12 protein-coding genes and 1 pseudogene are annotated in these 11635 nt (G+C 57.4%); 6 read left to right on the top strand and 7 right to left on the bottom strand.

The window, feature by feature from the left end; all coding sequences use genetic code 11:
- Nucleotides 1–138: 138 nt before the first annotated feature.
- From ARC85_RS14440 to ARC85_RS14430, 3 genes are read left to right on the top strand one after another with little or no spacing between them, the layout of a single operon-like run.
- Nucleotides 139–498 (top strand): hypothetical protein, encoded by a 360-nt coding sequence (locus ARC85_RS14440; protein ID WP_014422230.1) that lies wholly within the window; start codon nt 139–141, stop codon nt 496–498.
- Nucleotides 499–556: 58 nt separating this feature from the next.
- A complete protein-coding gene (locus ARC85_RS14435; RefSeq protein WP_286715224.1) occupies nt 557–1723 on the top strand; it encodes a GNAT family N-acetyltransferase in 1167 nt (388 codons plus the stop codon).
- 46 nt (nt 1724–1769) lie between these two features.
- Complete coding sequence (locus tag ARC85_RS14430; RefSeq protein ID WP_014422232.1) at nt 1770–2432, top strand: hypothetical protein; 663 nt, start codon at nt 1770–1772, stop codon at nt 2430–2432.
- A 6-nt stretch (nt 2433–2438) separates the two neighbouring features.
- Here ARC85_RS14430 and ARC85_RS14425 read toward each other — a convergent pair whose 3' ends face one another.
- On the bottom strand, nt 2439–2654 hold the full coding sequence (locus tag ARC85_RS14425; protein WP_014422233.1) for a dodecin: 216 nt from the start codon (nt 2652–2654) through the stop codon (nt 2439–2441).
- 156 nt (nt 2655–2810) lie between these two features.
- On the opposite strand from ARC85_RS14425, the gene ARC85_RS14420 reads away from it, so the two are divergent.
- The gene (locus ARC85_RS14420) at nt 2811–3584 is read left to right on the top strand and encodes a DUF3750 domain-containing protein (protein ID WP_113879963.1); all 774 of its coding nucleotides are present in this window, start codon (nt 2811–2813) and stop codon (nt 3582–3584) included.
- A gap of 216 nt (nt 3585–3800) precedes the next feature.
- Here the strand turns inward: ARC85_RS14420 and ARC85_RS14415 are convergent, their stop codons facing one another.
- The 3 genes from ARC85_RS14415 to ARC85_RS14405 form a co-directional block, all read right to left on the bottom strand.
- Nucleotides 3801–5108, bottom strand: coding sequence for an SPM autocatalytic domain-containing protein (locus ARC85_RS14415; protein ID WP_199452383.1), 1308 nt, complete (start codon nt 5106–5108; stop codon nt 3801–3803).
- An 85-nt stretch (nt 5109–5193) separates the two neighbouring features.
- Entirely contained in the window at nt 5194–5505 is a 312-nt protein-coding gene (locus tag ARC85_RS14410; RefSeq protein ID WP_014422237.1) for an AzlD family protein, read from the bottom strand.
- A complete protein-coding gene (locus ARC85_RS14405) occupies nt 5495–6241 on the bottom strand; it encodes an AzlC family ABC transporter permease (RefSeq protein ID WP_153740994.1) in 747 nt (248 codons plus the stop codon). Before ARC85_RS14405 ends, ARC85_RS14410 begins: the two co-directional genes overlap by 11 nt.
- 302 nt (nt 6242–6543) lie before the next feature.
- Here ARC85_RS14405 and ARC85_RS14400 point away from each other — a divergent pair, with 302 nt between their 5' ends.
- On the top strand, nt 6544–7641 hold the full coding sequence (locus tag ARC85_RS14400) for a Leu/Phe/Val dehydrogenase (protein ID WP_153740993.1): 1098 nt from the start codon (nt 6544–6546) through the stop codon (nt 7639–7641).
- Nucleotides 7642–7731: 90 nt separating this feature from the next.
- Complete coding sequence (locus ARC85_RS14395) at nt 7732–9144, top strand: sodium-dependent transporter (RefSeq protein ID WP_023011167.1); 1413 nt, start codon at nt 7732–7734, stop codon at nt 9142–9144.
- 7 nt (nt 9145–9151) lie between these two features.
- Here the strand turns inward: ARC85_RS14395 and ARC85_RS19660 are convergent.
- From ARC85_RS19660 to ARC85_RS14385, 3 genes and pseudogenes are all read right to left on the bottom strand, one after another.
- Nucleotides 9152–9277 (bottom strand): annotated as a pseudogene (locus tag ARC85_RS19660) (NAD-dependent protein deacetylase); the annotation flags it as partial.
- A 62-nt stretch (nt 9278–9339) separates the two neighbouring features.
- Complete coding sequence (locus ARC85_RS14390; RefSeq protein WP_153740992.1) at nt 9340–9891, bottom strand: DUF1415 domain-containing protein; 552 nt, start codon at nt 9889–9891, stop codon at nt 9340–9342.
- Entirely contained in the window at nt 9888–11474 is a 1587-nt protein-coding gene (locus ARC85_RS14385) for an ABC-F family ATPase (RefSeq protein ID WP_121207215.1), read from the bottom strand. The genes ARC85_RS14390 and ARC85_RS14385 overlap by 4 nt, the downstream gene beginning before the upstream one ends.
- Nucleotides 11475–11635 lie beyond the last annotated feature (161 nt).

Below are 11635 nucleotides of genomic sequence, written 5' to 3'. Positions count from 1 at the left end.
AGTCTAGCATGGCCCTTCTGTACCGCTGCGGGCGGGCTCCCGGCCTTTACCGAACCTTTACGTAGCCCTGACACCATCTGACGTTGCACCGACGTAGCATGGTCATCATCCATTGTGAACAACGACGAGGAAAGACCCATGAAAGCAAAAACCACCCTGTTAACCGCCGGTGTACTGATGGCAAGTCTGATGGCCGCCAGCACGGCTGTTCTCGCGGAACGGCACGGCAAACACCACCAGAACGGCAAGTGGGACAAACAGGAACTGTGCGAGAACTTCCGTGAAGGCAAAGGCCCCTTTAACCGTGAAGAGCGCCAGGCCGAGAGGGAAACGTACCGGGCAGAAATGGCCGATCGCCTGAAACTGAATGAGGAGCAGCGCCAGATCTGGGCGGAGATCCACCAGGAAAGACAGATCAAACAGGAAAAACGCATGAATCAGTGGCAGGAAAAAATGCAGCAACGCTGTAGCAACAGTGGGAAGCAAGACAAGGAGTGATCAAATGGCGGGTTCTGGCGTATGGTAGAAGGTATTCGTCAACGACCTGAAACCAACCATGTCAGAAAACGCGCCACGCGAGCTCACTCTGGAGACCCGAGCCAGTATTGCCGACATCCCGAAATCGGACTGGCAACGACTGGCGGGGGTCTCCAACCCGTTTCTTCGATACGAATTCTTTCAGGCACTGGAAGAGAGCGGCTGCACCCGCACCGAAACGGGCTGGACCCCCAGCCACCTGGTATTCAAACACGAAGGCCGGATTGTGGGCCTGGCACCCGCCTACCTGAAAACCCACTCCATGGGTGAATATGTGTTCGACTGGTCCTGGGCCGAGGCCTACCAGCGATACGGCCTGCCCTATTATCCAAAGCTGTTGCTCGCCATTCCGTTCACGCCGTCTGCCGGACCACGGCTGCTGCTGGACGCCGAGGTCCGGCGACAGCTGACCCCCGAACGCCTGCACGACTTGCTGGATACCCTGACACACCACCTGGGGGCACACTCCTGGCACCTGCTGTTTCCCAACGCCGAAGACCAGCAACTGCTGGCGCATGACGATGAACTGCATCGCATCGGCTGCCAATTCCACTGGCACAACCACAACTACCACAGCTTCGACGATTTTCTGGCGGCATTGAATTCCCGCAAGCGTAAATCCATTCGCAAGGAACGCCGGCAAGTGGCGGAACAGGGCATCACCTTTGCCCGCTTCCATGGCAAGGATATTTCAGACCAGGTTCTTGCCGCCTTCTATGTGTTCTACCAGGCCACCTATCTGAAGCGGGGCCAGAGACCATACCTGAACAAACAGTTTTTCACGTTACTGAGAGGGCAGCTATCCGAGCATATGCACGTAATCATGGCGATCAAACAGGGCGAAATGATCGCCGGGGCCCTGTTTCTGTCGGGGCAAATCACACTTTACGGCCGATACTGGGGCTGTCTGGACGAGTACAATCACCTGCATTTCGAGACCTGTTACTATCAGGGAATCGAGCTGGCGCTGGCGCTTGGGCTGACACATTTTGATGCCGGCGCCCAGGGCGAACATAAACTGGTTCGGGGGTTTGAACCGGTGATCACCCATTCCTGGCACGGTATACAGCACCCCGGATTCCGGGACGCCATTGCCGACTTCATCCGGGAAGAAGCAGAGCAGGTACAAGGGTATTTTGCAGAGGCGGAAACCTTACTGCCGTTTAAACAACAAACACCGCAATAGTCTGTATACTGATTGACCAGGACGGACTTTAATCAGGTGAACGGCAATGGATACCGGTCTGCCAGGAAGCATACTCACCTCATTTGATCCACCCCTGATGGTGGCATTGGGTGCCTTTGTGCTGGCGCTTCTCAGCCTGATACTGGCATCCCGGTTACGGAACAAAAACCAGAGCCAGCTCAGCGCATTGAGGGAAAGGTCGGACACCCTCTGGCGTGAAATGGATGACATCCGGGTCAGCCAGTTCAACCGCTCAGATCATAGCCCGTCGACCAGCCATTCCTCACTGGACCAAGCCCGTTACCAAACGGAAATGGAAGCCTACCAGAAGACCTGGCCGGCCATCTGGCTTCTGCACGAACGCCTGGGGCAGTTTCTGCGAACTGTCGAAACCGGTGAATCCGCCAACGACTTACGTCTGGAGGCCAGAAACGCTGCGCTGGACGCCCGAAATCACCTGAACCAGCACCGCCCCTTCTGTCACGAAACGGTGGATGAACTGCTCACCCGGCTCATTGACGTGGAAATCAAGGCCCACCTCGCCGCCTGCCAGTACCTGGACCTGGTGAAGGAAGTCCGGCACGGCGCTTCCGATCACGACCGGAGAGTCCTGCACGACAAGTTTCACAGCCTGCATGAGGGCGAGGCTCGGGAGCTTTTGAATCACCTGGTGACCACCATCCGGCACCGCGCCATAAGAAGCGGCTAAGTTTGCTTAGCTATCGGCAATCCGGAAACCGATTTTCAGGCCCACCTGATAATGACCGACCTTTCCGTCGACAATGTGGCCACGGGTTTCCGTTACCTCGAACCACTCCATATTGCGAATACTTTTCCCGCACTCATCCAGCGCGTTCTGAATGGCATCTTCAATGCTCGTCTTTGATGAGCCTACGATTTCCACTTTTTTGTAGACATGGTGATCAGACATGACAGCCTCCTGACTCAAGAATATTTACACCTTGAGCCTAGAAGCCAGCGTGAGCTTGGGCAAACTACCATTCTTTAACCTGCTTCATCCATTGACCGTTAAAAGGCGTATCATCTCGCCTGTAGCATGCTGGAAGTACTCGAACCGGACCTGTAAATGAAACGACTTCTCAAATACGCCGCGGGCCTGCTCGGCGCCCTGCTGTTGCTTCTGGGCGGCCCCCTTCTGTTGGCCGCCAGCAGCAGCCTTGAGGTTGCGGAGAGCTGGCGTACCGCCAGCCGGGAAAGCGCCGGTATAGCGCCTCGACCCGAACAGGTGGAGGAAGCCATTATTCAGGTCTATGGCGCACGCGCCTGGAGCTGGCGAGGCTACTTTGCGGTACATACCTGGATTGCGACCAAAGAACAGGGCGCTGATTATTATCAGGTGCACGAGGTCACCGGCTGGCGCACCTACGTGGTCAATTCCCGCCCCGGCGACCCGGACAGACACTGGTACGGCGCCAGGCCGGAACTGTATGCAGATATTCGGGGAGAGAAAGCCGCGGCCTTGATTCCGCAGATCTACCAGGCAGTGGAAAATTATCCCTACCCCACCCAATACGAAGCCTGGCCGGGGCCAAACAGCAACACCTTCGTAGCGTGGGTGATACGGGAAACGCCGGATTTCGACGTAGCCCTGCCCAGCCACGCCATTGGCAAGGACTACCTGGGTGACCGGCTGATCGCCCCAAGCCCGGGTGGCGCGGGCTATCAGCTATCCCTGGGTGGATATTTCGGTGTCTTGGCCGGGGTTCGAGAGGGTCTGGAAGTGAATATTCTGGGGTTGTCGCTGGGTATCAATCCCATGGCGCTGGGTATCAAATTACCGGGACTCGGCGAGCTGGCCTTGCTTGACACCAACCCGATGCCCGAAGAAACCGCGCGCTAGGGGCTCTGGGTTGGGGGTGGCCTCCCAAAAATGTGGGAGGCCATGGATGGCCGGAGAGAAGCGCACATGGGTAAGGCAAGTGTTTATGAATCGAAGCTTCATACGCAGCCGAACGACAGCAATCTGTGATTGCTGGCTGGACCCGATTGCGGGTGCTTGTAGCGGTTTTTGGGAGGCCACCCCCAACCCAGAGCTGGCTCAGCTTCGGCATCAAGTTCAAAGCTTGGCGAATTCCAGATACCGACTGGCTGCCTGCTTCTTCTCATCCTGGCTGTTCAGCAACTCCAGCCGCAATTTATCAATGATCTTCAGATAACCATCCAGCGGGGACTTTTCTTCGCCCTGCTCTTTTGAAGCCTCAATAAACACCTGCTGCTTCTCACGAATTTCGTTCAGTTTTTCTATGGCATTGCGGATCGCTTCCTCTCGTGCAGAAGCTGCGCCGCTCATCTCGGGTTCAGCGTTACGAACCCCAAGAACGGTTTCCACCGCCGGGGCCGACTCGGTGTTCTGTTCCGCCAGGTCCAGCTCTTCCAGAGTCCGAACTTCACCGTCAGTGGTCAGGTAAATACCAGAGGCCTTGATCTGCCCCAGGGGCACGCCCTGAGGATTGGTCAGAGTGAAGCGGTCGTCCACGCTGTCGACATACAGTGCCTGGACACCAACCTCCGCCAGCGAGCGCAGATCCTGGCCGCCATCAGCCGTCTGTACCCACACCGACAGGGACTGAAAAATCTCATCGTTAGCATCTATCCAGCGATTACCATCGTCATCAAACGCAGCCAGCTCGCTGAAGCCAGATCCACTTTCCGGGCCGAACAATTCGCTGCCATCGTCCACTTTACCGTTACCATTGCGGTCAAAAACCAGATATCCGCTGCCCGCGCCCAGAGAGGCGAACTGCGCAGTCTCGCCGTTGCCCGTCATGTCGAATTCAAACAGGGTGTCGGTCAGTCTTGCGGTAGAAGCACCAAAGTTGATCACCAGCGGATCAGTCAGGGGACGCTCCTGAATCTGGATCAGCTCGGAATATTCATAGCTACGCGACTGGGACTGCCTGAGCGACAGGGTAAAGTCGATGGTTTCACCATTGTCGAGGGTAATACTGCCAGTCGACGCGAAGCTGCGGGTTTCGCTTTCGGAGTAGAACATATAGCGACCGGCAGAAACCGACAGACTCTTCGGCGATTCCGCGGCTGCTTCACCCCCCAGGGCGGCTCGGCTGACCATCAGCGCCTGCTGCCCCATCAGGAACAGCTCTGAAGACTTTTCGACCAGTTCTGAACTGGTGAAGGTGGCCGCTCGGTTGGCCCCGGTCACCTCACTGGTGCTGGAAAAGGCCATCTGCTCCTGGCTGCTGTAGCGATACGCCGCCTGTCGGATCAGCGACACTTCGGTGCCCCGATTGGTCTGCCCCTGCGGCTCCGGGGCGGCAGACTGGCGGATTCTCAGTTGGGAACTGTCAAACGCCGAGACCTGGCGGCTGCTGTCCTGAAACAGCGAAATCTGGCTGGATGCAATCATGGAGTGGTACCTCAGTGACACTTGGTCACTTAACGGCACCATCACCGAAAACTTGAGCAGATTTCAACCACACCCACCGACGACATCAGAGCAAATAACGAACCGTCGCAGCGGCCAGCAAGCCAATAGCGATAGCGGGAAGCGGCTTGTGGAGCACAAGCATGGAAACCGTCGTGGCTACCAGTGCTGCCAGCGCACCCAGATCGCCACCCACCGCCATGGGTACAATGATGGCGATCAGCACCGAGCTGGCCATGGTATTGATAAAACTCTCTACCCTCGGATTGATGCGCACAAACGACATCACGAACACGCCGCCAAAACGGGTAATCAGTGTCACCACGGTCATGATAGTGATCAGCGCCAGCACACCGAGGGTGGTAGTTTCAATGGTCACCAGACACCTCCCGCTGGCTATCCGCCACCTCGGTTTTGTGTTCCAGCCAGAACAAACCGACCAGACCACCAGCGATCGCGCCAACCACCACGTGCATATTGGGCGGTAGCCATTTCCAGGCGGCAAGGGAGGCTGCGCCGGAAACGCACCAGGCGACCAGCACCCGCGGGGATTTATTGCCACCCAGTGCCATGGCCAGCAGGAAGCAACCCAGCACCATATCCAGCCCGAAGGCTTTGGGGTTCTGTAACAAACCGCCGAAGTAGACACCCAGGGCTGTACCAACAATCCAGGCCAGCCACAGCACCAGACCACCCCCGATAATCACTTCGAGGTTGCGCCTGCCATTCTGATAATCCTGGGCCGAGACCGCCCAGTTGGCATCTGTGAGCAACAACAAAAGCGCGTAGCGGTGTCCGGGCGAGACTTCTCTCAGCATCGGGTAAAGCGAGGCGCCCATCAGCAAGTGCCTGGAATTGATGGCAAAAACCACGGCGATCAAAGGCAGAACCGAAACATCGGCCCCCCAGATATCCACCGCCGCAAACTGCGAAGCGCCGGCAAACACGGTCGTGCTCATCAGGATAGACTGCAGCGGCGTCAACCCTTCCTGAATGGCGGCCAGACCAAAGGCAGCACCAAACGCCACCACAAAGAATGAGATGGGGAGCAGGCGGAAGAACTCGGAACGGACTTTCCGCGAATCAAACTGATAAGGATAGGAGGCGACAGACATCTGAAGAAGCTAAGCCGGATAGTGCAAAACGCGTATAGGTAGAAACCACCATTAAGCGTTTTTTTCTTACCAGTGCTCAGGCAGTTAGATGATTAAATCAAACAAGTTCACAATTCCGCCGGCCGCCAAGGTTGACGTTCACGTAAACTTGCATTAGCTTGAATTTCGTCCAGCCCCAAAAGGGCAACCCGACCAATCCTTCGGGAGGACACCTGAAATCGACACCCTGGCCACAAGCCAGACCGACAAAAACAAGACAGAACCTGCCGCCGGGATCCGGCTGTGCGGGAGAGGATTTCAATATGCTGTTCAGCCATCCGGAGTTCGATCACCACGAACACCTGTCGTTTTTCTGCGATGCCGAAACCGGCCTCAAAGCCATCGTCGCTATTCACAACACCTCTCGCGGCCCCGCTTTAGGCGGTTGCCGAATGTTTCCTTACGCCAGTGATGAAGAAGCGCTGCGAGATGTGCTTCGCCTGTCCAGGGGCATGACCTACAAATCGGCCCTGGCCAATCTGGACCTGGGTGGTGGCAAATCCGTGATTATTGGCGATCCGCGCAAGCACAAAACACAAGCCCTGCTGGAGGCTATGGGCAAGCACCTGGAAAGCCTGGGAGGCCATTACATTGCGGCCGAAGACTCCGGCACCAGCGTGCCGGATCTGAAAGTGATGGGGCGCCATACCCGCCATGTGGCCGGCGTTGCCTACCGTACCGGATTCGACGGCACCCCCAGTAACGGGGATCCCTCTCCTGTCACCGCTTACGGCACCTTTGTTGGCCTCAGAGCAGCAGTAAAACACCGGCTCGGCAGCGACGACCTTACCGGCCTGAAAGTAGCCATCCAGGGCATCGGTAATGTCGGGTTCCGTCTGGCCCAACACCTGAAAGACGCTGGCGCTGAACTCTGGGTGAACGATATTCACGCCGACAACATGCAGCGGGCTGTCGACCAGCTCGGCGCACACGCCGCCTCGGCGGAAGACATACTGACTCTGCCCGTAGATGTTATCGCACCCTGCGCCATGGGCGCCGTCCTGAACGACCGCAGTATTCCTGCCATTCGCGCCGGTATCGTCGCAGGCGCGGCCAATAATCTGCTGGATCGCCCGGAACACGACGCGGCACTGAAACAGCGGGGCATTCTGTACGCTCCAGACTTTGCGATTAACGCCGGCGGCATCATTGATGTGTTCTACGAACGCACAGGCGCATCCCCGGAAAAAGTGCGCGCCCATGTGGAAACCATCGGCGATACCCTGACCGAAATTTTTAACCGTTCTGACCGCACCGGGCTCCCTACCGGTGAAATCGCCAATGAACTGGCTGAAGAGCGGTTCACCAAGCATGCCGCGGGTGCTGGGCTGGCGCCCCAGCGGCTGTCTCGCACCGGATAACCTGACACCGGTGCTTCCCCTTGGGAGCCGCAGTCTCTGCGGCTCCATTTTTAACCCCAGTAACAACAACAAGACCTTCGGGAGAAAACCATGTCTGTCTCATCATCCGGTTCTGCTGCCTATTCCGGCAGCCTTGAGGGCTCCAATGCCCAGCGCGGGCTCTGGTCATCACGGCTCGCGTTCATCCTCGCGGCCACCGGTTCCGCTGTGGGCCTCGGAAACATCTGGAAATTCCCCTACGTAACCGGCGAAAACGGCGGTGGCGCTTTTGTGTTGGTGTACCTGCTGTGTATCGCCATCATCGGTATTCCCATCATGATGGCCGAGGTGATGATCGGCCGTCGTGGTGGCCACAGCCCGGTTAACAGCATCAAGGCCATTGCCCAGCGGGACGGACTGAACCCGGCCTGGAAACTGGTTGGCGCCGTGGGCATTCTTGCAGGCTTCCTGATTCTGTCGTTTTACTCGGTAATTGGTGGCTGGGCCATTTCCTACGTTGGCACCACCGCCAGCGGCCAGCTCTCCGGCCAGACCGCAGACGCCGTGGGTGCTATTTTCTCGGGTCTGCTGAGCAATCCCGGCACCCTGTTGCTGTGGCACACCGTGTTCATGGCCCTGGTGATGCTGGTGGTTGCAAAAGGTGTGCGATCCGGCCTGGAACGGGCCGTCAGCATTCTGATGCCGGCACTGTTTGTACTGCTACTGATTGTGGTCGGCTACGCCATGACCACCGGCCACTTTGGCCAGGCGGCAGCCTTCCTGTTCCAGCCGGACTTCTCCAAGCTCACCACCTCCGGCGTACTGGTGGCACTGGGACACGCATTCTTTACTCTGAGCCTGGGTATGGCGGTGATGATGGCCTATGGTTCCTACCTGCCCAAGAAGATTTCCATCGCCAAAACCTCCATTACCGTCTCGGTGATTGATACCGGTGTCGCCCTGCTGGCCGGCCTCGCCATTTTCCCGATTGTCTTTGCCAACGGCCTCGAGCCCGGTGCTGGCCCTGGCCTGATTTTCCAGACCCTGCCCCTGGCCTTCGGTCAGATGCCCATGGGCTCACTGTTCGGCACCCTGTTCTTTGTACTTCTGATTTTCGCCGCCTGGACCTCTGGCATTTCCCTGCTGGAACCGATCGTTGAATGGCTGGAAGAACAAAAGGGCATGAACCGCACCGTCAGTACGCTGGCTGCCGGTGTGGTGTGCTGGGCTCTGGGTATTGCCTCTATTCTGTCGCTGAACCTGTGGGCGGATTTCGCACCACTGGGCTTCATCCCGATGCTGGAAGGCAAAACCATCTTCGACCTGCTGGACTTCTTCACCGCCAACATCCTGCTGCCGCTGGGCGGGCTACTGGTCGCGTTGATGGCGGGCTGGGTGATGTCGAAACCGGCCATGGAGAAGGAGCTGGCCCTGTCACCGGGTACATTCAACCTGTGGTTTGTCACCGTGCGCTTCATCACCCCGATTGCGGTGGGCGTGGTGTTCATCTACAACCTGATGTAAATAACGCTCACAACTGATCGAGGGAGGCCTTCAGGGTCTCCCCGATCCTCGCGTTCAGTTTCAGATCCACTAGATCCTCAGCCCGGGTCCGCCCCAGATTCAGGGTGGCGATCGGCTTATTCCAGTCGTTGGCTGGAACTGAATGGGCGGGTTCGATGCTCAGTCATTTCCGTTACAACTCAGTGGCTCGGAATGTCAGGTTTCGGCGTCGGTGCACCGTTTCAGAATAGTACGCATCTTCTCCACACCGAGCTCATTCATCAACGCAATATTCCGGTCAGGAATACCATCTACCTCCGGATAGTGATCAATAGCCGCTTCCAGGCTTGCTTCCCGCAACAGGTGCAGCATGGGGTACGGCGAGCGATTGGTGTAGTTTTCCGCGGCCCCGGCATCGGTGCCGGCGAACTGATAGTCCGGATGGAAACTGGCAACCTGAAAGACCCCTTCCAGCTCCAGATAGCTCAGCATGGCATCCGCGGCATCGAGAAATTCGTTGTAGGCGAGAAAATCCTGCAACACACCAGGATGGATCAACAACGTGGTTTCGACGTCCGGCTCGTCTTCCAGGCGCTGCAACTCTGACTGCAACGCCTGTAGCAGCTCATCCTCGTTCTCTGCCTTGCTAACGACAAAACGCACGCGGTTCTTGACCAACTCGCGCTTGGCGAAGGGGCAGAGGTTGTAACCAACCACCACTTCTTCAACCCATTGCCGGGTGGCGCTTACAACCTGTGATTCATTCATAGGTAGCCCTGGCTCCGAAGATAATCGTCATAGGAGCCACTGAAGTCAGTCACCCCATCAGCTGTGAGCTCAATAATCCGCGTCGCCAGCGAAGAGACAAACTCACGGTCATGGCTTACGAAAATCAGCGTTCCCGGATAGTTCTCCAACGCCAGGTTCAAAGCCTCGATAGACTCCATATCCAGGTGGTTGGTGGGCTCGTCCATCAGCATCACATTCGGTTTCTGAAGGATCAGTTTGCCGAACAGCATGCGGCCCTGCTCACCCCCCGAGATTACCTTTACAGACTTGCCAATATCATCACCGGAAAACAGCATTCGCCCCAGCGTGCCGCGCACTAATTGTTCGCCGCCGGTGGTCCATTGCGCCATCCAGTCGGTGAGGGTCTCGTCGCGGGCAAAATCCGCGGTGTGGTCCTGGGCGAAATATCCAACCTCGGCACTGTCGGTCCACTTCACCTCGCCGGCATCCGGCTCATAAGCGCCAGCCAGGCATTGCAGGAGTGTGGTTTTACCAATCCCGTTCGGGCCAATAACAGCCACGCGTTCTCCCGCCTCAATCTGCAGATCCAGGTTTTTGAACAAGGGGCCTTCGTCGAAGCCCTTGGTCAGACCTTTCAGAGTCACGGCCTGACGATGCAGCTTCTTGCCCTGCTCGAAGCGGATAAAGGGACTCACGCGGCTTGAGGGCTTCACCTCTTCCAGCTGGATCTTGTCGATCTGACGGGCGCGAGAGGTGGCCTGTTTGGCCTTGGAGGCGTTGGCGGAGAAGCGGCTGACGAACTGCTGCAATTCCGCAATCTGGGCTTTTTTCTTGGCGTTGTCCGCCAGCATGCGCTCTCGTGCCTGGGTGGCGGCGGTCATGTATTCGTCGTAGTTGCCCGGGAACAGGCGCAGCTCACCGTAATCCAGGTCCGCCATGTGGGTACACACACTGTTCAGAAAGTGGCGGTCGTGAGAGATGATGATCATGGTGCTGTTACGGGCCACCAGGATGTTTTCCAGCCAGCGGATGGTGTTGATGTCCAGGTGGTTGGTGGGCTCGTCCAGCAGCAGTACGTCCGGGTCAGAAAACAGCGCCTGTGCCAGCAGCACACGCAGTTTCCAGCCCGGCGCCAGAGCACTCATGGGGCCGTTATGCTGCTCCAGCGGGATATCCAGGCCCAGCAGCAACTCACCGGCTCGGGATTCCGCGGTGTAGCCATCCATTTCGGCAAACTGCACTTCCAGGTCTGCCACGGCCATACCGTCTTCCTCACTCATCTCCGGCAGCGAATAAATGCGGTCCCGCTCTTTTTTCACATTCCAGAGTTCTTCGTGGCCCATAATCACAGTGTCCATCACTGAGCACTGTTCATAGGCAAACTGGTCCTGACGGAGCTTGCCCAGTCGGGTATTCGGTTCCAGCATGACCTGGCCCGCCGATGGCTCCAGATCACCACCCAGAATTTTCATCAGGGTGGATTTACCACAACCATTCGCCCCGATCAGGCCGTAACGGTTGCCGTTGCCAAATTTGGCCGACACATTTTCAAACAGGGGCCTGGCCCCGAACTGCATGGTGAGATTGGCGGTGGAGATCAAGAAACAAACCTGTCGAAGTAGAGGCCGACGAGAGCCGGCGAAAAGAAAGCCGGCATTGTACAGGTTTGCACCAGAGACTGTGAGGCCGCAGAAACACGGACAAAAACCGCTTGCCTCAGAACGCCGCTGAGGGCAGCATTCCGGTCTGTGTTCCATTCACC

The organism is Marinobacter sp. tcs-11, from assembly GCF_002049515.1.
GTDB classification, from domain to species: Bacteria; Pseudomonadota; Gammaproteobacteria; order Pseudomonadales; family Oleiphilaceae; genus Marinobacter; species Marinobacter nauticus.
This window is presented reverse-complemented; position numbering and strand designations above follow the sequence as displayed.

What these genes read in the sequence shown, in the direction of transcription:
- ARC85_RS14390 (WP_153740992.1), bottom strand. Translation starts at nt 9,891, where the DNA reads ATGAATGAATCACAGGTTGTAAGCGCCACCCGGCAATGGGTTGAAGAA.
- ARC85_RS14430 (WP_014422232.1), top strand. Translation starts at nt 1,770, where the DNA reads ATGGATACCGGTCTGCCAGGAAGCATACTCACCTCATTTGATCCACCC.
- ARC85_RS14415 (WP_199452383.1), bottom strand. Translation starts at nt 5,108, where the DNA reads ATGATTGCATCCAGCCAGATTTCGCTGTTTCAGGACAGCAGCCGCCAG.
- ARC85_RS14395 (WP_023011167.1), top strand. Translation starts at nt 7,732, where the DNA reads ATGTCTGTCTCATCATCCGGTTCTGCTGCCTATTCCGGCAGCCTTGAG.
- ARC85_RS14440 (WP_014422230.1), top strand. Translation starts at nt 139, where the DNA reads ATGAAAGCAAAAACCACCCTGTTAACCGCCGGTGTACTGATGGCAAGT.
- ARC85_RS14425 (WP_014422233.1), bottom strand. Translation starts at nt 2,654, where the DNA reads ATGTCTGATCACCATGTCTACAAAAAAGTGGAAATCGTAGGCTCATCA.
- ARC85_RS14435 (WP_286715224.1), top strand. Translation starts at nt 557, where the DNA reads ATGTCAGAAAACGCGCCACGCGAGCTCACTCTGGAGACCCGAGCCAGT.
- ARC85_RS14400 (WP_153740993.1), top strand. Translation starts at nt 6,544, where the DNA reads ATGCTGTTCAGCCATCCGGAGTTCGATCACCACGAACACCTGTCGTTT.
- ARC85_RS14420 (WP_113879963.1), top strand. Translation starts at nt 2,811, where the DNA reads ATGAAACGACTTCTCAAATACGCCGCGGGCCTGCTCGGCGCCCTGCTG.
- ARC85_RS14405 (WP_153740994.1), bottom strand. Translation starts at nt 6,241, where the DNA reads ATGTCTGTCGCCTCCTATCCTTATCAGTTTGATTCGCGGAAAGTCCGT.